General features: G+C 50.5%; 15 protein-coding genes. 6 read left to right on the top strand and 9 right to left on the bottom strand.

From position 1 onward, the window contains the following. Positions 1–184: 184 nt before the first annotated feature. The 6 genes from Pan161_RS04940 to Pan161_RS04965 form a co-directional block, all read right to left on the bottom strand. Complete coding sequence (locus Pan161_RS04940) at positions 185–1,981, bottom strand: aspartate kinase (protein ID WP_145224583.1); 1,797 nt, start codon at positions 1,979–1,981, stop codon at positions 185–187. 284 nt (positions 1,982–2,265) lie between these two features. Continuing rightward, entirely contained in the window at positions 2,266–3,423 is a 1,158-nt protein-coding gene (gene murG, locus Pan161_RS04945; RefSeq protein ID WP_145224585.1) for an undecaprenyldiphospho-muramoylpentapeptide beta-N-acetylglucosaminyltransferase, read from the bottom strand. A gap of 86 nt (positions 3,424–3,509) precedes the next feature. Next, complete coding sequence (locus Pan161_RS04950) at positions 3,510–4,955, bottom strand: FtsW/RodA/SpoVE family cell cycle protein (protein ID WP_145224587.1); 1,446 nt, start codon at positions 4,953–4,955, stop codon at positions 3,510–3,512. Between the two features lie 221 nt (positions 4,956–5,176). Then, positions 5,177–6,283: a phospho-N-acetylmuramoyl-pentapeptide-transferase gene (gene mraY, locus Pan161_RS04955; protein ID WP_197995700.1), complete on the bottom strand. Its 1,107-nt coding sequence runs from the start codon at positions 6,281–6,283 to the stop codon at positions 5,177–5,179. Positions 6,284–6,654: 371 nt separating this feature from the next. Beyond that, positions 6,655–8,067, bottom strand: a complete 1,413-nt coding sequence (locus Pan161_RS04960; protein WP_145224589.1) for a UDP-N-acetylmuramoyl-tripeptide--D-alanyl-D-alanine ligase — start codon at positions 8,065–8,067, stop codon at positions 6,655–6,657. Between the two features lie 51 nt (positions 8,068–8,118). Beyond that, entirely contained in the window at positions 8,119–9,681 is a 1,563-nt protein-coding gene (locus tag Pan161_RS04965; protein ID WP_145224591.1) for a UDP-N-acetylmuramoyl-L-alanyl-D-glutamate--2,6-diaminopimelate ligase, read from the bottom strand. 694 nt (positions 9,682–10,375) lie between these two features. On the opposite strand from Pan161_RS04965, the gene Pan161_RS04970 reads away from it, so the two are divergent. The 6 genes from Pan161_RS04970 to Pan161_RS04995 all read left to right on the top strand — a co-directional run bounded on the left by Pan161_RS04970 (position 10,376) and on the right by Pan161_RS04995 (position 17,470). After that, positions 10,376–11,365, top strand: a complete 990-nt coding sequence (locus tag Pan161_RS04970; protein WP_145224593.1) for a DUF1559 domain-containing protein — start codon at positions 10,376–10,378, stop codon at positions 11,363–11,365. A gap of 206 nt (positions 11,366–11,571) precedes the next feature. Continuing rightward, entirely contained in the window at positions 11,572–12,012 is a 441-nt protein-coding gene (locus Pan161_RS04975) for a hypothetical protein (protein WP_145224595.1), read from the top strand. A gap of 49 nt (positions 12,013–12,061) precedes the next feature. Continuing rightward, a complete protein-coding gene (locus Pan161_RS04980; protein ID WP_145224597.1) occupies positions 12,062–13,450 on the top strand; it encodes a PhoPQ-activated pathogenicity-related family protein in 1,389 nt (462 codons plus the stop codon). Positions 13,451–13,621: 171 nt separating this feature from the next. Further along, positions 13,622–13,936, top strand: coding sequence for a hypothetical protein (locus tag Pan161_RS04985; RefSeq protein WP_145224599.1), 315 nt, complete (start codon positions 13,622–13,624; stop codon positions 13,934–13,936). A 351-nt stretch (positions 13,937–14,287) separates the two neighbouring features. Beyond that, on the top strand, positions 14,288–14,839 hold the full coding sequence (gene rimI, locus Pan161_RS04990; RefSeq protein WP_145224601.1) for a ribosomal protein S18-alanine N-acetyltransferase: 552 nt from the start codon (positions 14,288–14,290) through the stop codon (positions 14,837–14,839). A 12-nt stretch (positions 14,840–14,851) separates the two neighbouring features. Further along, positions 14,852–17,470 carry an excinuclease ABC subunit UvrA gene (locus tag Pan161_RS04995; protein WP_145224603.1) on the top strand — a complete coding sequence of 873 codons (2,619 nt, stop codon included), beginning with the start codon at positions 14,852–14,854 and terminating at the stop codon, positions 17,468–17,470. Between the two features lie 16 nt (positions 17,471–17,486). Here the strand turns inward: Pan161_RS04995 and uvrB are convergent, their stop codons facing one another. The 3 genes from uvrB to Pan161_RS05010 form a co-directional block, all read right to left on the bottom strand. Beyond that, complete coding sequence (gene uvrB, locus Pan161_RS05000) at positions 17,487–19,532, bottom strand: excinuclease ABC subunit UvrB (RefSeq protein WP_145224605.1); 2,046 nt, start codon at positions 19,530–19,532, stop codon at positions 17,487–17,489. 171 nt (positions 19,533–19,703) lie between these two features. Then, positions 19,704–20,567, bottom strand: a complete 864-nt coding sequence (locus tag Pan161_RS05005; RefSeq protein ID WP_145224607.1) for a segregation and condensation protein A — start codon at positions 20,565–20,567, stop codon at positions 19,704–19,706. A gap of 325 nt (positions 20,568–20,892) precedes the next feature. Next, entirely contained in the window at positions 20,893–21,657 is a 765-nt protein-coding gene (locus Pan161_RS05010; protein ID WP_232103626.1) for a gamma-glutamyl-gamma-aminobutyrate hydrolase family protein, read from the bottom strand. Positions 21,658–21,674 lie beyond the last annotated feature (17 nt).

The raw sequence follows: 21,674 nt of genomic DNA on the forward strand, positions 1-21,674 counted from the left end.
GATAACCATAACGTCTCTCAAACTATTATACTCGGTCCAAAGGCCTTGGAGACGCTACCGTAAAACTGGACACAGTCTAGTGGAGTGTCATTTTTAAAATTTGAGTTGATAGATATCACGAGAGTACGACAACGGAGCACGTAAACAACACCTCCCAACCCTCAATTTGTAGCTTGACAAAGCACTAGCCCAGGTGGAATTTCTGCAACAGTCCGCGGTAAGCCGGTTCCCCCTGTTCATGATCCACGACGGCACTGATCCGGGTTTCGCTGGTGTTGATCATCTGAATGTTGATGCCCAGTTCGGCCAGGGCACTAAACATGGACTGTCCTACACCCGTATGGCTGCGTAAACCAATCCCGACGACCGACAACTTGGCAATTTCTGCCTCGTGACTCAACTCGGCTTCGCCCCATTCTTCCAGCAGGGGTGTCACCAGTCCCAGACTTTTTTCCAGAGAAGTCCGTGGAACCGTGAATGACAGATGCGCCTGCTCGTCTTCTCCCATGTTCTGTACAATCATATCGACCGAGACACCCCCTTCGGCAACAACTGAGAACAGTCGCGAACAGATGCCGGGATTATCAGGCAGATTTCTGACAGTGACGCGGGACTGGCTCTGATCCAGTAATACTTCGCTGACCACAATGTCCTCCATGTGAGACAGCTGATTAATAATATCCTGCTCCAGTGAGGTCAGTTCCTGAGCTGACTCGCCCGTCTGCTTGCCATTAGACAGCTTTTCATTGGTCGCAAACGCATAACTGGAGAGCTGATCCAGTTCGAAGCCATCATGAATCACCTGGACCGCTTTTTCACACTGATCGCGGTTGACGAGCACCGTCAGCTTAATTTCACTCGTCGTAATCATGCCGACATTGATATCGGCTTCAGCCAGAATGGCAAACATGCGGCTGGCCACTCCATAATTGTTTCGCATTCCGCAGCCCACAATCGAAACCTTGGATAGATTGGTGCCATGTTGAATTTTTCCGGCTCCGATTGCCTCGATGGCTTCAGTAGCAGCCGTCAATGTTTCCGCCAGATCGGACTGGGGAACGGTAAAGGAAACGCGTGCCAGACCCGCTGTTCCCACATCCTGTACGATCATGTCCAGGCAGATCTTTCGCTCCGCCATCCGTGTGAAGATACTCCCCATAATTCCCGGTTCGTCAGGGATATCAGTCAGACTCACACGTACTTCATCGCGTACAAAAGCCACCCCGGTAACAACGGGGGCATCTGCCAGAGGTTGGACTGCAATCAGTGTTCCTTCACCATCGGAAAATGAGGGACGTACTTTCAAAGGCACCTTGTACTTTTTCGCGAATTCAATGGACCGGGAATGCATGACACCTGCCCCCAGGCTGGCCAGTTCGAGCATTTCATCATAGGAAATGCTGTCAATTTTGTGTGCTTCCGGAACAATGCGGGGATCGGTGGTAAACACACCTTCCACGTCTGTATAAATTTCACACATGTCCGCATCCAGTACGGCAGCCAGTGCCGTCGCTGTCGTATCACTGCCTCCACGTCCCAGCGTTGTGATATTCCAGTCTTTATCCCGCCCCTGAAATCCCGCAGCGATCACAATTTTGCCTGCATTCAAAGCAGATCGCATCCGCTCGGTGGAGATCGAAATAATCCGGGCCTTGGTATGAGAAGAATCGGTAACGACGCCAATCTGAGATCCTGTCAGACTGATCGCTTCGACTCCCAGCTTATGCAAGGCCATCGCCATCAAAGCCACTGATTCCTGTTCTCCCGTCGAGAGCAGCATGTCCATCTCGCGCGGAGTAGGGTGGTCCGTAATTTCCGCTGCCAGCCCGACCAGTTCGTCTGTTTTTTTGCCTCGCGCACTGACGACCATCACAACCTGATGCCCTGCCTGCTGCGTTTCGGTTGCCCGACGGGCTGCAGCGACGATCTTGCTGGTATCTGCTACACTCGTTCCACCAAACTTCTGGACAATGAGCGACACTTCTTCTCTCCGTTTCTCTGCAAATGATATGGTCAATCTACTGATCTCACTGATCGGCGGTCGCATCAATCCTTTGCGGCTGACGAATCGATTCCTGTTTAGTCAGTGAATCAGTGAATGGGAAAAGGTAACAAATCGGCTCTGGTTCGTGAATCATCAGACTTTGAGGTTTCATTAAAACCAGAAAAAGCAGCCGGAAAAAAAGCACATTCCCGTCAGTTGCACTGTCAAACGACATTTCGACGGAACCACAAAGTGGTCGTACATACACCTGCCGATACAATTCAACCACGGATCAAGGCAATAATTTCATCAGTCACCTGGCGGGCCGCTTCCGGAAAAGCGAGTTGCCGCATGCTGGTCGCCATTTGATTTCGTTGTTCCTCATCGAACCTCAACTTGAAAAACGCTTCCTTCAAAAGACTTGCCGTTTGTTGAGGATCGGGACTCTGCTCTACAACCACGGCAGCACCAGACTGTTCAAAATACTGGGCATTCAGTAACTGATGCTCATTCACTGACCCCGGATAGGGAATGAGAATCGTGGGGCACCCTGCACAGGCCAGTTCTGCGAGAGTCGTTGCCCCCGCACGGGAAATGACGAGGTTGGCACGGGCATACCAGTCTGAAAGATCATCGAAGAAGGGCTGAACCGTCACTTTCAAACCAGGAATGACATCCACGAGCCCTGCGTAAACCTTTTCTACACGAGAGAAATCTTTTTCCCCAGCCTGATGGACGATCCGAATCGTTTCGTGAAGCTGATCCTGAGACAGTTTAAGCATGTCAATCACAGCAGAATTCACCGAGACAGCCCCCTGGCTGCCTCCCAGCACCAGGATCACGAACTCGTCATCTTCACTGCTTGAAGTGGTATCCGTCGCTGATTCAGCCAGTTTCCGGATCTCCGTTCGCACCGGATTACCTGTCACTATAACACGCGGCTTCTGACCTGCATCAACCTGGGTACTGTTCCAGATCGTACCGGGAAAGGAACTGCAGATCACGTCGGCTCGCCCCAGTAAAAAGTGATTGGCTTTCCCACAGACAATATTCTGTTCCAACAGCACGATGGGCAGCCTTAAGCGGGAAGCTTCCAGAATGACAGGCACACTCGCCATACCTCCCAGCCCAATCACCAGCGCAGGCTTAGTCTCCCTTAAAAAGGATCGCCCCTTCCAATAAGCCCGGGAATGATTCACGATAAAGCGAAATGGGTTCCGGAACATCGCTTTCAATGGATAGGTGGGCAGGTCGATATGCTGGTATCCGGACCGAGCAATGATCTGTTGCTCGATAGACCGGTTGGTCCCCACAAAACTGATTTGACAGCCCCCACGCGAAACCAGTTCCGCTGCGACCGCCATGCCGGGAAGTAAATGGCCACCAGTGCCACCACCTGCAAAAACAATCGATTTGCCGTTGAGAATCGAATGGGACATAATGTAACGGAATTACCTGCCGAGAGTGAATGGATCAAACGGATACGCGTCCTCACAGCATAGAAACATCCCTCCTCAAATCCCAGCTAAGATTTCTCTTCTGATTCGAGATCTTCTTCATCCTCGCACTCTTCATCCTCGCACTCTTCATCTTCGCACTCTTCATCTTCGCACTCTTCATCCTCGCACTCTTCATCTTCGCACTCTTCATCTTCGCACTCTTCATCTTCGCACTCTTCATCCTCGCACTCTTCATCCTCGCACTCTTCATCCTCGCACTCTTCATCCTCGCACTCTTCATCCTCGCACTCTTCCGGAGAATCCACCTCCAACGGTGTCTTCTCCTCAGCCAGAGCGACCACTTCATTCAAGAGTGGCTCATCATTCTGATCGAGCTCCGGATCAATCACGAGATCCTCATCTGCCGCTGACCGTGTCAGGCTGATAATCATTCCCAGCGACAGCAGGCTGACCATCAGGTTCGTACCGCCATAACTGATTAAGGGATGCGAAATCCCTTTGGGAGGCACCATGGCGGTCACCACGGCCACATTAAGAATGGCCTGAAACACCAGCTGCAGCAGTAATGTCAGACTGACCACATAGGCATAGGAATTCTGTTTCTGCGATCGAATAATGTTCAATCCTGCCAGAAACAGACCCACCCATAACCCGACAATCGCGAGAGTGCCAATTAACCCCAGTTCTTCACCGGCGACGGAAAACACAAAATCAGTATTCGCTTCCGGGAGAAAGCTTAATTTTTGCGCCCCTTTTCCCAGTCCGGATCCGGAAATACCGCCTGTCCCCAAAGCCATCAGAGACTGTTTCAACTGATAGGGGGCAGATTCCCAGTTGGTCCAGGTATCGAGGAATCCGCTGATCCGTTTCAATTGATAAGGACGTAAAGCGACCAGCATCACCACCGCAGGCAAGGCACACAACAGACCGATGACAAAGTTTCGAATCGGCCATCCCCCCAGAAAGAGAGCAATCATGACGCCCCCTGCCAGAAACAGGGTTGTGCCCAGATCGGGTTGTTTAATCACCAGGGGGATAATAATCGCCAGCGGAATCAGTAACGGTACGGTTCCTCTGAACCAGTGTTTGACAGAAGAGCGACGCTGCACCATCAACCGCACCGTCAGCAGCGGGAGCGCAATTTTTGCCAGCTCCGAAGGCTGCAGGGAAACTGAACCAAACCGCAACCAGCGCTGCGCACCATTCACCCGTGTTCCGATGCCCGGAATCAACACCAGAATCAGCAACACAACAGTACCCCAGAAAAGCAGGGGAGCACGGTCATACCAGAACCGGGCCGGGAGATACGAAGCGCTCGATGCCACACAAGCCGCGATCGCCAGAAAAATCAAGTGTTTCGATAAATAAACCTGCTCGAATTCGGTCGGCCAGGATGTGATGCTGGCGCTATGTACCATCAACACTCCGATCCCGAGCAGCGCACAGGCCATCGAAATGAACAGACTGCGATCGTGCTCCGGCTGAGAATCGATTGGCAATGATGACTTCATCGATAAACCCGCATTGATAATGAAGAATACATATCTATGAAATCGACTTCAAAAAGGATCCGCCCTGAACGGTAAGCCCTATGCGAAATCACGATTTAGAAACAATCAGCGCGGATACGAACCAGCTGACAAAACCGCGCTAACAGGCCTTTTCCCAGCTCTGCTATTTCCACTGATCAACAGAAACGGCACGAACGGAATTCCAGCCGCAACCATTCAACTCAAGTAGCAATCTTCAGACTGGAGATCGCTATGATGGCCAGTAAGGCGGAGCAGATCCAGAAGCGGACCACAATCTTCATCTCATGCTGGCCTTTGAACAGAAAATGATTATGCAGCGGACTGCAGGCCAGCACGCGCACTCCGGTCCGGCGGTACCAGAACACCTGAATGATCACGCTTAAAGTTTCCACAACGAACACGCCACCGGCAATGACCAGTAAAGCTTCCTGACGGATCACCAGCGAGGAAAACCCCAGCAGCGCGCCCAGAGGCAACGAGCCCGTATCCCCCATGAAAACCTGGGCGGGATAACAGTTAAACCATAAGAAGCCCAGTACAGCGCCCACAGTCGCTCCCAGCAGAATACTCAACTCACCCGCCCCCGGGATGAAGGGCACCTGCAGATATTCCGCCATCACTTTGTGTCCTGCCAGATAGGTCAATCCGGCGAAGGCAGATCCGGCAAACACCATACAACCACTGGCCAGACCATCCAGACCATCTGTCAGGTTCACCGCATTCGAACTGCCCGTCATCACAAACATCGACCAGGGAATAAAGAACAGTCCCAGGGAACAGACCATGCGGGTCACAGGCATGATCAAATCCAGCCCGGCAGGCACGCTGTGATGATTGAAGTACAAAGCGGTCCCGATCACAGTCGAAAAAATCAGTTGAACGACGAGTTTCTGACGAGGCTTTAATCCGTTCCGGGTGGTGCTGAGTTTGATCCAGTCATCGTAGGCACCCAGCAGCGCAAAACCGGCAGCCGTCAACAAGCCCAACTGGACATAGCGATTCGAGAGATCAGCCCAGAGCAGACCTGAGATCAGAATGGCACCCACAATGAAGATGCCTCCCATTGTGGGAGTCGCATTCTTGGAGGCATGAATTTCATTCAGCTTTTCGGAATCACTGTCGACCCGTTCGCGAAAGCGTTTCTCCAGCCAGCGGATTGCCAGCGGTCCCAGCAAAATCGCGATCAGGAAGGAGGACAGACTGGCCAATGCCATCCGCGCCGTCAGAAACACGCGGGAGTCACCCGTCGAAAGTACTTCGAGTTGCTCCAGGAGAGGAGAAAATGTCTTCACCAGCCAGATGATCATGCAGTAATTTACTCGCAACTAGAGCGCATCACATTTAACTATAGCGTCTCTCGATCTATTATACTCGGTCCAAATAGACCTGGAGACGCTACAGTAAAACTGGACACAGTCTAACAATCTGAACCAGATCAGTTTTCCTGTTTCGCCTCAAAAGTTCAGAGACCGTGAGACCATTTCAGTCTCGTTCTAACGCTACAAAATAGAAGGTCCGGACGCCGAGACCCCAATCCCGACGTCCGGAAATGATTTCACCATAATACAGCAGAGGAGTGATCGACCCAAGTAATCACAATTTCCGACGCTGATTTGTCCGCCGAAGCGGACGCGCTCTGGATTCCCGCAAACCCGAAGCATATGGTGAAATCACAAGTTTAGACACATGATATTTTCGTCGCTCCTGTTGTTTCCCTGTCTGAAACAATCTGCTGAAGATGCAACATCAAACGCTCCATCCGCATCCCGCGAGATCCTTTCACTAACACAACGTCTCCCGGCTCAAGGTGATCTGTCACATCCTGTGCCAGCAGTTCCACATCAGCAGCAGTGGTAATTTGATTTTCAGACATCCCGGCAGACCTGGCTCCCTGCGCCACCGACTCTGCCTGTCCGCCACAGACAAACAGAAGATCAACGCCTGATTCGGAAACCAGCGTCCCCATCTCCCGGTGATAATGTTCTGTTTCCGGCCCCAACTCCAGCATATCTCCCATGACCATGATGCGTTTACCTGTACCGGCATAGTCGCGCAACACCTGGCACGCCGCTCGCATGGAGTCAGGACTGGCATTATAGGTATCATCAATCACCGTCCAGTCGCCTATCTGTGTTCGATGACAGCGTCCCGGGACAGTAGAATAGTTCCGCAGACTCTCAGACACATCGCTTTCAGAGATTCCCCATTCCCGGGCCACAGCAATCGCTGCCAATGCAGCATTGATGAAATGTCGCCCCACGACCGGCAACAGATACTGCTGACAATTCACCCGAAACGAAAGTCCCTGCTGGTCCTGCTCAATCGAGACAGCCTGTAAATCATTATTTTCTGCCAGCCCCACCCGCACTGTTCTGGCAATGGTTCGGGAAGCCAGATAGTCGGCAAACGAGTCATCGCCACAGACGACAGCCAGGCCCGCTGCGGGCAACTGCTCGAACAAGGCCCCTTTAGTTTCAGCCGTCTGTTGCAGTGTTCCAAAATGCGCCAGATGGGAGTGACCGATGCCGGTAATCACACCCATTTGAGGTTTTACAACCTCAGCCAGTTCTCGAATTTCTCCCACATGCGATGCGGCCAGCTCCAGAACCGCAAACTGATGAGACGTTTCGATCCCGGCGATACTTAATGGCACGCCGAACTCATTATTGAAGTTTGCAGGGCTTTGAACCCCTGACAGACTGGATGACAATGCGGTATAAATCATCGACCGTGTTGTTGTTTTTCCGACACTGCCTGTGACACCAATTACCTGCGCCGCCTGCTGCTCCCGGTACCAGCGGGCGAACTGCAGCAACGCGTGATTAACATCTTCGACCTCAAGCAGTACCTGTGAACCGGGATCTGTCACTTCCCCTCGTTTCACAACACAGGCTGCTGCCCCTCGCGCCAGAGCCTGGTTGACAAACAGATGCCCATCCAGCCGCTGCCCCTGAATGGCAAAGAACAGATCATTCACTTGCGTAGTGCGCGAATCAATCGAAATCCCGGCAACGTCAGCCAGTTCGTGAAGCGGGCGTGTTGCCCCCCTCTGAATCACCTGGCTAATTTTGTTGATTGAGATACGATCCATTAGTCTTTTGCATTTTCTAAAACAGGGAAAAAATAACTGCTGACAATTCTGTTATGCGGGCACCTTCTGTGAGTTTTCGATGCGTTGATTTCTATTTCGGAAGAAATTTTCTACCACCAGCCGATCACTGAAGGGAATGACCTGATCGCCGATAATCTGTTCGCTTTCATGACCTTTGCCGGCGATGAGCACCAGATCACCAGCACGGGCCTCTGCCAGGGCATAATGAATGGCTTCCCGTCGATCAATAATCTGCTCAGGGGAAATACCTCTGATCCGGCACCCCTCGGCAATCGCTCTGATAATCTGCGCTGGATCTTCACTGCGGGGATTATCACTGGTAATGATGACGCGATCAGCTTCACATCCAGCCAGCCCCAGGAGACTGCGTTTTGCTGTATCACGATCTCCGCCGGCACCAAACACACAAAATACACGTTGAGAACAGAGTCGCTTAGCGGAACGTATGACATGGCTCAAGGCATCATCTGTATGAGCATAATCAATGAGCACTGTGAAAGACTGCCCACAGGCCACTCTTTCCATTCTACCAGGCACCGTCGCAAGCTGTTCGATTCCCACTGCAATTTCAGATAAAGAGACTCCCAGGCTGAGACAGGCAGCGGCAGCCGCCAGACAATTGGAAATATTATGCGTTCCGATCAGCGAAGTTCTCACCGGGACAGTCTCCCCGTTGTGCTGAACCTCAAACTCCGCACCCTCCGTTGATTCCTGTAGATTTCGGGCTACCACATCAGCCTCTTCCTCCAAGGCATACGTCAACAGCGTCTGAGAGGTTTTCACTTCGCCTGCAATAGAACGACAGGTAGGATCATCCCAGTTCAGGATCACTGTGCCTTCCTGTTTCACGTGCTGAATCAATCGAGCTTTGCAGGCAGCATAATTTTCAAAGTTCTGATGGTAGTCAAAATGATCCTGCGTCACGTTCGTGACCACACCCACGGACAGATCTGTTCCAGCCAGACGACTCTGGTCGAGCGCGTGACTGGAAACTTCCATCACCGCATGTGTGGCTTTTCTGCAAACCATTTCAGCCAGCAATTGAGAAAGCTCATTCGCATCCGGCGTGGTAAGTGATGCAGGCCGAGAGGAAATGCTGTCGTGATATTCGACCGTACCGGAAAGTCCCGTTCTCCTGCCGGAGTTCTGCAGGATCGATCGAATCAGCCAACTGACAGTGGTTTTCCCATTGGTCCCCGTTACTCCTACTGTTTCCAGATGCCGTGTGGGACGCCCCGCCAACTCAGAACAAAGCAGGGCATACACCTTACGCACATCCGGTACAATACATTGTGGCACCCGCAACCCGGTCAATGGGCGTTCCGTTAAAATTGCTTTCGCACCTTTTTGAATCGCTTCGGGAATATATCCTTCTGCACATTCTTTGGTACCGCTCACGACGGCAAACAAATCACCTGACTGACAACAGCGACTGTCTGAGTGTACCGAAGTTACACAAACGTCAGCACAATCAACAAAGCTTGCAGAGGGAATCAGTGATCGAAGACTGATGGCAATCGTCCCAGGTGACAAGCTGATTGACGAAGATGACATGGATGTGAGGTAAGAACCATGCATTCCAGGAAAAACCATTAGGTTAAAGAATAGATGACGGTAGGAAACTTGATCGACGTGATAACGTGGTGAATAAACCCGGGAAGCCCGAACAGGCAAAGGAATGTGAAATGGATTTGTTCAGAATTTGTAATGTCTTAAGGTGGGGAGCATTCTCGTAATTCTTTGATTCAGGTCAACCCAGGAAATCCAAAAAAACAGATCTACAGAAGCCACCTTGTAATTATTACACAAACCACACCACAGAAGCCACTTCGGCACGCGACTCAATCCGCCACCTTGCTCAACCATCAGCGAAAGAATCCTTCAAAGAGTCAATCAAAACGGAAAACCTAAATCTCACCGGCGGCCAGGGCAATCATCTAAGACCGATTCCATCCAGGTATTCACTCCAATTTCACTCCATTATTACCAGAAATTAAAATTGGTATTTTTACCTATTTAATACACAATCCTATGGATTCCCTAAAACAGCCGCGGTATCCTGATAGTAGCTCAGTTGTTAAACGTAACATCTCTAATACGACTTGAGTTAAGAAAACCTGCGGCCTGTCTGGCTAGTGGTTTTAAAAATTCAAAGCAGCAAACTCTTGCTCAAAATTTGGAACTTCTACAAAAGGAGTTAATTCACTTTACCTGTCAAACGGAGAAGTATTCTTACGCTAATTATCCCATCTCAGCCAACTTATTCCGATGTATTAAAGGAGAGAAGATGAAATTGAACTCGCGCCTCAAAAAAGGCTTCACTCTGATCGAATTACTTGTTGTCATCGCTATCATTGCCATACTGATCGCACTATTGCTTCCCGCCGTTCAACAGGCCAGGGAAGCGGCCCGACGCTCCACCTGCAAGAACAATCTGAAGCAGCTTGGGCTGGCCTTTCACAATTACCACGATACACACAACTGCTTTCCGTTTGCGTGGTTTGTTGATTCCTCAAATCCTACCAACCCCAAAGCGGGCGTCTACGGCATCATGCTGCTGCCTAACCTTGACCAGGCAAATCTCTATAACCAGTGGAATTCATCCTACCCTGCGTTTAATGAACTGGCAGCCATCCCGGCAGTCGCACAGAACTTGACCGTGATCGCTACACCACTGCCAGTCTTTATGTGCCCCTCGGCACCTGAAGCGACGAAACATGACTATGACCTCGCCACCGCCGGTTTCCCTCTCACCTATACCGCAGCCCGCTCCGATTATTGTCCGGCACTGGGTGTGCGTGGTAACTATTCGACGATTGCTTACACCGGTCATCCTGCTGCCAGTAGTCGATCCGGCATGTTGAATAATGTGCCAGGCGATACGATTACCAGAATGCGTGATATTCTGGATGGATCTTCCAACACAATACTATTAGGAGAGAGAGTAGGCGGAACAAATATCTATAGCGGCACAACCAAGAATTCGGCATTATCATCTGCCTATGGCCCCACTAACGGTGGAGGCTGGGGAGATCTCTTAAACGGCGAGCACTGGTACCAGGGTTCACTTCGCGACGGAACAGATGGCGGCGGAGGTGGCCCCTGTGCGATAAACTGCACAAATGGACGCAGCGCGGGCTTTTTAAGCTTTCACGTGGGTGGTGCTCATTTCCTGCTGGGTGATGGATCAGTTCGCTTTATCAGTGCCAACATTGGTGCATATACCCTGGCAAGTCTGACTACCAGAGCAGGTGGTGAAACGCTCGGTGAATTTTAGAGCGCATCACATTTAACCATAGCGTCTCTCAATCTATTATATTCGATCCTAATAGCTCTGGAGAGACGCTACAGTTAAACGGGACACAGTCCATTGCATTTATCTTCATTCATCAGAAAATCTTCCAGCTGAAGCAGGCACAATCGCTCCGGGAGGAAGATAAAATTCTACTTGCTTCTCACCCTCTATTTTCCTGAGATCAATCCATGAAACTATTGAATCTTCTATGTTTCACTCTGCTCCCCATGACATCCTTTAGCTGTGGTAGTGCAGAAGAACCCTATACCAAAGAGACTTTCCCCGTGACAGGAAAAGTCACCGTTGATGGTAAAGAACCGGGCTCCCCCATCAAAGTCATGTGTCACAAACAAGATGAAATTGATACCGAACATCCGACGATTTCAGGATGCCAGACAGCCAATGATGGGAGCTTCGAAATCGCAACCTACACTACGGGTGATGGGATGCCTGAAGGTAAATATGCCCTGACGTTCCTCTGGGGAAAAATGGACGTCATCTCGCGAAGTTATGGAGGTCCTGACAAGCTGAAAAAACGCTACAGTAAACCTGAAAAATCGGAAATCACATTCACCGTTGAGCCAGGAAAACCAGTGGACCTGGGAGTCATTGAACTCACCACCAAATAACCTTCCAGGCTTTCAAACTGATTATCCAATTTGGCCCCCGAAAACGGTCATGCCTTCAACCCGGGGACAGTATTCAATTCTTTCTACTTACGATAACTGGAATCAGACCATGTTGCCACGCATCTTCACTTCACTCATCCTGGCCATCAGCTGCACCACCTTGTCTGCTGCAGAAAATACGAATATCCCGGCACGCCCTACAACAGCCAGCCAGATTCCTGACGCGTTTTTCAAATACATTGAACGCGAGGAACCAGCTTATAAGTGGGAAATCCATGATTCCTTCTCCTACGAAGGTGTCACCGCGTATCCGGTAGAACTGACTTCCCAGACCTGGCAGGGGATGACCTGGAAACACTGGCTCTATATTTTCGAACCGGAAATCGTGAAAATTAACAGTAAAGTGCTGTTGTTTGTGACGGGCGGCAGCAATGGCGGCCAGCCCAGTGAAAAACGCTTAAAACCCGCCTTCCTGCTGGCCAAAACCACCGGCGCCCGGGTCGCATTGCTCACCCAGGTCCCCAACCAGCCACTATTTAATGGGAAGAAAGAAGACGACCTGATTACCGAAACCTGGCTGCGCTATTTGAAAACGGGAGATGAAAACTGGCCACTTCTGTTCCCGATGGCTAAAAGTGCCGTCAAAGCCATGGACGCCATCCAGGAAATCGCCAGGGAAAAAAGAAATGTGGTCATCGACGGTTTTGTGATCACCGGAGCCTCAAAACGTGGCTGGACCAGTTGGCTTACCCCTGTTGTTGATAAACGGATTATCGCAACCGCTCCCATTGTGATTGACACACTCAATTTTCGCGATCAGATGAAACATCAGATCAATACCTGGGGGAAATACAGCGAACAGATTATTGATTACACGAGTAAAGGACTGATCGTGGAAGGCGAAGAATCGGAACGGGAAAAGAACCTGCGCCTGATGATGGACCCGTACACATATCGCCAGCAGCTTAAACTACCCAAGCTATTAATCAACGGCACCAATGACCCTTATTGGGTGGTCGATGCCATGCGTTTTTACTGGTCTGATCTGGTGGGTCCCAAATATATTCTCCAGGTCCCTAATGCCGGTCACGATCTGGGTGAGGGAGTAGAATACGCCCTGCAGACGCTGGCCGCTTTCTTCGTGCACGCCGCGACAGGTAAAGAACTCCCGAAATTGGACTGGGATAACTCGATAGACTTTGAACTGAAACTGACCAGTTCCAGTAAACCTAACCACGTACGACTATGGACTGCTCAGTCTGAAAACAAAGACTTTCGAAATTCAAAATGGACTTCTAGCGAGATTTCTGGAAACGAAAATGTATATCTAGCAAAAATAAGCAAACCAGGAAAAGGGCACGTCGCCTATTACCTGGAAGCCATCTACACCATCAATAATATCCCTTATTCTCTTTGTACAATCACTACGTCAAAATGACACAATCGCAAGCTACACGGGTATACTTGATCCTCATCTTTACAATTTAGAAAGAATTTTGTTTTTCATCTATAAGTTTCAAATTTGAATGTTAAGATAGCGTTTAACAGGACAACTCCGCCAAAACCTGGAAGGATGGACCGAACCCACTGGTGGTAAAGGAACGATAAAATGAAAAACGAAATGCTCGCCCACGAAACAAACCGTATCCCAACAAAGACAGCCGCACGATCTGCTTCCATGCAATTCAATGCCCCCCATTCCCTGGAATGTGAAATTCAGCATGCTCTCACTGAAGATGCTGAAGTTTGCCTGAACTCGCTGGTTGTTCATCGCACCAAAAAAGGAGTCTGCCTGAAAGGCGTTCTGGAATTTGACGGCGAATGCCCGGATATTACCAAACGCATCCAAGCCTTGACCGGAATCGAAGAGGTCATCAATCACCTGCTTATCAAACGAAGGATGCCTCTCCCCAAAAAAGGTTGAGAGATTTCAAGCGTTTGTTTGCCCTGAATCAGAGCATGTTAGACTCAGTCTGACACTGCGTTTATATCTTTGGGGATGGCGCGGTACCGCCAGCTTTCACTGACAATTTTGGTAAAAAAACAAAAATTCGTCTGTGCGCCGATTTCGACTTCTGATAACTTTCGCGAATCAACCTCGCGGTTCGAGGCGTCCTAATCCTAGATTCACATCCGCAATCATGATCACCTGTTTCGACGCCCAATCCAAACCTTACCGATTCACTTAACTCCGGACTGATGCAGAATTTCAGGATGAAAATAGCAACAGCCCCCGGCACTTATTGAAGCACTTATCAGTAGCAGGAAGGCGACTATGAGTCTCAATCAACCCCCCAATCAGGACGTGATGGTTCAAATTCGCTGGCTGATCCGCCGGGATATGCCAGAAGTTCTTCGTATTGAAGAAGAAAGCTTTGAATACACCTGGTCTGAAGAGTATTTTCTCAGTTGCCTGAGACAACGAAACTGCATCGGCATGGTCGCCGAGCATAATCATCAGATCGTCGGTTTCATGATTTACGAACTCCATAAATCGATGATTCAGGTACTCAACTTTGCCGTCGCCCCCGAATTTCGGCAGCAGGGCATCGGACGACAGATGGTACAACGCGTAGTTGATAAACTGTCTCAGCAGCGCCGTCGGGAGATCGCTCTGGAAGTTCGGGAAACGAACCTGCCAGCCCAGCTCTTCTTCCGTAAAATGGATTTCCGTGCAGTTTCCGTTTTGCGAAACTACTTCGAAGATGCGGGCGAAGATGCCTACGTCCTGCAATACCGACTGGAGCGTTCTGAACAGGATTTTGCCCCCGGCCTTTCCCCCAAAAGCCGGATCAGCAATTATCTGGACGCGTCTGACGCTGCCTGAAATTGACAGCACATGACCACACACCTGCCAGATGAGACTGCTTCCCCTCTTCCTTCGTCAGTCATTCAGGTGCGTGGAGTTCGGGTTCATAACCTGAAAAATATCGACCTTGATATTCCCCTGAATCAACTGATTGCGGTCTGCGGTGTCAGCGGTTCAGGCAAGACCAGCCTGGCCTTCGACACCCTCTACGCGGAAGGACAGAGACGGTATCTGGAAACCCTCTCTCCCTCTGCGCGACAGTATCTGAATCAGCTTCCCAAACCGGATGCGGACCAGATCACCCAAATCCCCCCGGCAATTGCCCTCAGGCAGAATACCAGCCAGCGTCACTTTACCTCCAGAGGCCGGGAATCAACCGCTGGTATTGAATCAGGAATCCAGCACTACCTGCGACTTCTATTTACCGCTTCCGGCCAGATTTTCTGTCCAGACTGCCAGATTCCGATCTCTCCGCAGTCACCAGAAAGCGTGCTGGCATTGATAAAAACCTTACCTGCTGGCATACGTTATCAGATCTGTTATCCAGTCACGACGGGAGAGCAATCGTTATCGGAAATCATACAGGAGCTGAAACAGCAGGGGCTCAATCGCGTGATCCTGCATCACGAAGAGTACCAGCTCGCAGACGACCTGACCGTACCGTTGTCTGAATTCGATACCGAACAAAATGAAATCCTGGTTGTACTCGATCGCCTCACGACCAGGTCAATCGACGACCAGCGCATTCTCGAGAGTCTGGAATTCGCCTTCACTGAATCTTCAGGTCAGGCAACCCTGATAGTGATGGAACCTCTCTCAGAACAGACAACCGGAACTCCCTTTCAAATCGGTCAGCAGCAATCTTTTCGATTTGACTTTTCAACCGACCTGTTCTGCCCGCAATGCCGGCGGGAATTTGCGCAACCAGAGCCACAGCTCTTCAATTTTTTCAGCCCCAGCGGCGCGTGTTCCCATTGCGGGGGATCAGGAATTATTACTGAATCATCCAGCATAAGTTCTGCAGAATCCTGCCCCCACTGCCAGGGCAGCCGCCTGAATCCGTCTGCGTTAGCTGTCTTTATCCATGAACTGAATATCCACCAGCTCGGTCTACTCCCGATCCAGCAGATCACTGCCTGGCTGAAACAATTTAAGGAAGGACTGGGTTCAACAGAAGCTCAACCACTGGCCCCTGTGTTACGTGAGATCGGGGAACGACTCTCTCTGCTGAACGAACTGGGATTAGGCTATCTGACTTTGAATCGAACACGTTCCACACTCTCCAGTGGTGAAATTCAGAGAACGGCTCTCACTTCCCTGTTATCATCCAATCTGGTCAACACCCTTTATGTACTGGATGAACCTTCCTCAGGACTACACCCCGCCGACAGCCATCGTGTCATTTCCGTGCTACAAAAATTACGACAGTTGAACAACACACTGCTCATTGTCGAACATGATGCTGCCTTTATTCGCGCTGCAGAGCAGATCATTGAACTGGGTCCGGAAGCAGGCAAGGCAGGGGGAGAAGTCGTCTTTTCTGGTTCTCTGGAAGCGCTGATGTCCTGCGACAGATCGCCCACCAGCCGATTCCTGAATGCAGCAGAAATCGGGTCTCTGAAATCAGAACCCGACCGTCAAGCTTCAGAATGGATCACGCTGACTGACGCAACGCAAAATAATTTGCAGAGCATCACCGTGAAATTTCCCCTGCGACAACTCTGTGTTGTGACCGGAATCAGTGGCAGTGGGAAAAGCAGCCTGATCGAGCAGACCCTGTTTCCCCTGCTCGCTGCACAACTTTCTGAGACCCAATTCAGTCCGATTGATTATGGCTGCCAGTCACTGTCTGGCGCTGATCAGATCGATGAAGTCATCCTGCTGGACCACTCTCTGACGGGACAGAATCCGCGCAGTATCCCGGCAACGTACCTGAATCTGTTTGACGAAATCCGGTCCATTTTCGCCACAACGCCTGATGCCCGACTGCGGAATCTTTCCCCGGGACATTTCAGTTTTAACAGTAAGTCAGGGGGCCGCTGTCCGGTTTGCAAAGGAACCGGTAAAATCGAAATTGACCTGCAGTTTCTCGCAGATTTGACCATGGACTGCCAGGAATGTCACGGCAAACGTTATCAGCGGGAGCTGCTGGAGATCAAATATCGCAAACTGAATATCGCAGAAGTTTTGGAACTGACAGTAGACGAAGCATTTCCGTTTTTTCGAGGCCAGCCGGCATTACAAAGGAAATTAAAACAACTGAAAGATGTCGGCCTGGGATATCTGCCACTGGGTCAACCCCTCCCGACACTTTCGGGAGGGGAATGCCAGCGTTTAAAACTGGCCGCTTACCTGAATACCAGCAGTCGCAATAAAACGCTGTTCCTCATGAATGAACCGACGCGTGGCCTGCATCCTCTGGATATTCAATATGTGTTAAACTGCTTCAATTACCTGCTGACAGCCGGCCATTCGATCATTTTGAATGAACATAACCTGGATCTGATTCGTGCTGCAGATCATATTATTGACCTGGGACCAGAGGCAGGAGCAGAAGGAGGTCACATCGTAGTGACGGGCACGCCTGCTGAAGTCGCTGCCCATCCAACATCTTACACCGGCCAGGCACTCAACCAGAAATTTTCCTAATCTCGAACAGGCGTGATTACCGTCTTTTCCGCTGGCGTTTCCCTTTTTTACCGGAGCGCGAAGAGGTCTTCTGAGCCTGGCCTCCTGTTTTTCCCCGCTGATTTTTCAGATCATCAATCCGATCTCGCAACAATGCGGCACGTTCGAACTCCAGCTTCTCGGCGGCCTCCAGCATTTCCTGCTCCAGTTCCCCCAGGAACTCCTGAGTGATGTATTCCGACTCATCCTTGAACCCCACGGATTCCCGCACAAACTGACGTGCTTCGATCTCTTCTTCAATCCCCCGCTTAATTGCTTTTTTGATCGAAGCGGGAGTAATCCCATGTTCCCGGTTGTACTCCTCCTGAATCGCACGACGTCGCTCGGTCTCATCCATGGCATTCTGCATACTGGGAGTGACACGATCCGCATACAGAATCACTTCCGCATTCACATGGCGGGCAGACCGACCGATCGTCTGAATCAGACTGGTCTCGCTTCGCAGAAAGCCCTCTTTGTCCGCATCCAGAATCGCCACCAGTGAGACCTCGGGAATATCCAGGCCTTCCCGCAATAAATTGATCCCCACAACCACATCATATTTTTGCTCACGCAGTCCGCGCAGGATTTCTACGCGCTCAAACGCATCCAGCTCCGAATGCAGCCAGGCACAACGAATCCCTTCTTCCTGGAAATAGGATGACAGGTCTTCCGCCAGTCGCTTGGTTAATGTCGTCACCAGCACCCGTTCGTTGACCGCAACCCGCTTGAGAATCTCCTCTTTAAGATGAGGCACCTGCCCCCGCGCGGGTTCAATTCGAATGACAGGATCAATCAACCCTGTGGGGCGAATGACCTGTTCCACCACTTCCCCCTCGACGCGTTCCAATTCCCAGTCACCAGGGGTTGCAGAGACGAAGACCGTTTGTTTTCGTCGGGCATTCCATTCGTCAAACGTCAATGGCCGATTATCCAGCGCCATCGGCAGGCGAAATCCGTGATCGACCAGATTCGTTTTTCGAGAGCGGTCACCAGCAAACATCGCCTTGACCTGGGAACAGGTCACATGGGATTCATCCACAAACAGCAGATAGTCTTCCGGAAAGAAATCCAGCAGCGTATCGGGAGGAGACCCCGGTTTTCTTCCCGCCAATGCGCGACTGTAATTTTCGATCCCCGGACAAAAACCCACCTCTTCGAGCAACTCCATGTCATAGCGGGTCCGCGCACTCAATCGTTGCGACTCCAGCAGTTTCCCTTCGCTCTGCAGTACCTGAATGCGTTCATCCAGCTCTGTCTGAATCTCCTGAATCGCCGACTCGATTCGTTCCTGGGGGAGGACAAAGTGCTTAGCCGGATAAATATAGGCTTCTTTGACGGTCCGCAGCACTTCTCCCGTAAGTGGATCAATGATCGCCAGGTTTTCAATTTCATCGCCCCAGAACTCAATCCGGAAGGCAAACTCTTCATACGCGGGCCAGCATTCCACCACATCGCCTCGCACGCGGAATTTGGCCCGCGATAATTCCACATTATTGCGGTCGTACTGGATATCGATCAGTTTTCGCAGCATTTCATCTCGATCGATTTCTTCTCCCACACGCAGTGGAATCATCATCTCCAGATAATCTTTGGGAGACCCCAGGCCGTAGATGCAGCTTACGCTCGCTACCACAATCACATCACGACGGCTGACCAGCGCACTGGTCGCCAGCAATCGCAGACGATCGATCTCATCATTGATGGACGCGTCCTTTTCGATGTAAATATCGCGCTGTGGGATATAGGCTTCCGGCTGGTAATAATCGTAATAGCTGACGAAGTAGCTGACTGCATTATCCGGAAAGAATTCCTTGAACTCGGAATAGAGTTGTGCTGCCAGCGTTTTATTATGTGAGAGCACCAGTGCAGGGCGGCCTAACTCGGCAATCACGTTGGCCATGGTAAAGGTTTTACCAGAACCGGTGACCCCCAACAGGACCTGATCCGATTTGCCTGCTTTGATCCCCTTGACCAGCCCTTCAATGGCTGCCGGTTGATCGCCCGAGGGCTGAAATTCACTCTTCAGTTGAAACACAGACATGGTCGCTTACAGTCTCCAGATTCTGACCCTGCAGCAATACTGGCCGGGCACTCAGATGGGAAATAGACTCTCAGCCTGTATTGTAGAGAGTCAACCTGCCTTTAAGAAAGGGACTGGCTGTACTGCAGCGAAAGAAGTGAGACTCTGGAAAAACGACACTTTGAAAACGGATTACGCTTCCGACTCCGGTTCGTCGTCGGCAGGTGACTCCAACTGTGCGGGAGTTTCAGGAGCAGATTCTGCAGGTTCGGTTTCTAACTCAATCGCCTGTTGATCCGAAGCAGTTTCTGTGGCTTCCGATGTATCGTCCAGGGGAGGCATCACCCAGATTTCGCCATGTTCGACAGGCTGTTCTGCCCGGAAATGGTGATGTCTCAGCAATTCCAGAATGGCCAGAAAGATACCAATAATCCGACTCCGCAGCTTTTCTCCTTCAAAAAAGCTGCTGAACGTAACCGACTGCTCAACACGAACGCGGGCACCGATTCGTTCCACGTAAGTAGAAATCGGGGTATCATCGTAGGTAATACTGGAATGCTCTTCCACTTCTTTGCGTTTGACCACACGTGCCAGCGCACTGACCAGGTCCCAGAGTTCGACCTCTTTGATCAGATCTTCTGAAGGATCTTTACCCGACTTGGGACGCTCATCAGAGAGTCGGGGATAATGCTCCTGCCATTCTGCGGCCTGTTCTTCCAGCGCATTGGCAGCATCTTTGAATTTTTTATATTCCAACAGCTGCTGAATCAGATCACTGCGGGGATCATCAATGACCTCGGCGATCTCTTCTTCTTCCGCTCGTGGCAAAACCATGCGACTTTTTATCTCAGCCAAAGTACTGGCCATCAGGATAAAATCACCAACCAGATCCAGATCGATCAGTTCCAGCACATTCAGAAATTCATTGAAGGAAGCCGTAATGGAAGCGACAGGCAGGTCGAGAATGTCCAGTTCATTCCGCCGAATCAGGTATAACAGCAGATCTAATGGACCACTGTATACACTGAGGTCGACTTTATATTGGGCAGTCGTCATAGGGTCTTTTCGGGCTCAGTCGTGGAAAACGTTCGCTGCGATTAGCGTTAAACCGTTTTCTTAATACGGGTTACAGAATTCCTTCGAAGCAGGATCGAATCTAATTCGTCGTCAGTTCCCGCAAATTTCGAGTTGGATACTATCGTTATCGTCAGAATAACCGGTACAAGTTCAAATTTTCCGACTGCCTGACCGTTAAAGAAAAAAATCGGCAAGTCGTAATGACTTGCCGATTTCGATTTCATCGTATCACGATGACACAAAGCTGAAGCGACTCCTGGCTACCCTCAAAAGACAGGAACGCCGCCGGTAAACCATCTGTGGGTTAAGCAGCTTTGCGGACAGGCATTTGCAGAATTTGTGGTTCGGGTTCTTCACAAGCAGACAGGAAGTTTTCGAAGACCTGCATATCCAGAGCGGAAGCGGAATGATTCTGGGGATGCCATTGCACACCGACACAGAACCAGTCTTCATCAGGAACTTCAATGGCTTCAATCACACCATCAGGAGCGGTTGCCGAAACAGTAAACATTTTCGACACATATTTGACAGACATGTGATGCTGGCTGTTCACACGAATTTCGCCAGGACCGTACATTTTGTCAACGCGGGTACCAGGTTCGATATTGATAATATGACGCAGGTTAGCTTCCACACCGTCACGGTGATACATGGCACCGGGTACATCTTCGGTAACATGCTGATGCAATGTGCCACCACTGATGACGTTCATCAGTTGCATTCCTGATCCAATCGCCAGCAGAGGCATTTTCATTTCCATCGCCATCGTACAGACACGACGATCAAAGTCTTCGCGGCGTAAAGGCATGGCGCGGGAAGCGGGGTGTTTTTCAAATCCCAGTCGGATTGGATCCAGGTCTAACGCACACCCGGAAAGAATCAGGCCATCCAGTTGTTCCAGAAACTGTTTCAGGTCATCGTCATCAGCCAGGGGAGGCATCATGACGGGAATACCACCAGCGTCTGTCACGGAATCATAGTAACCGGTAAAGAACCAGCTTAAAGCCTGAGACTCTTTTTGCTCGGGGCGAAAGTCTCCAGTAATTCCAATCAAGGGTTTTTTAGACATCGAATCCATCCTTCACT

The organism is Gimesia algae (assembly GCF_007746795.1).
Lineage (GTDB): Bacteria > Planctomycetota > Planctomycetia > Planctomycetales > Planctomycetaceae > Gimesia > Gimesia algae.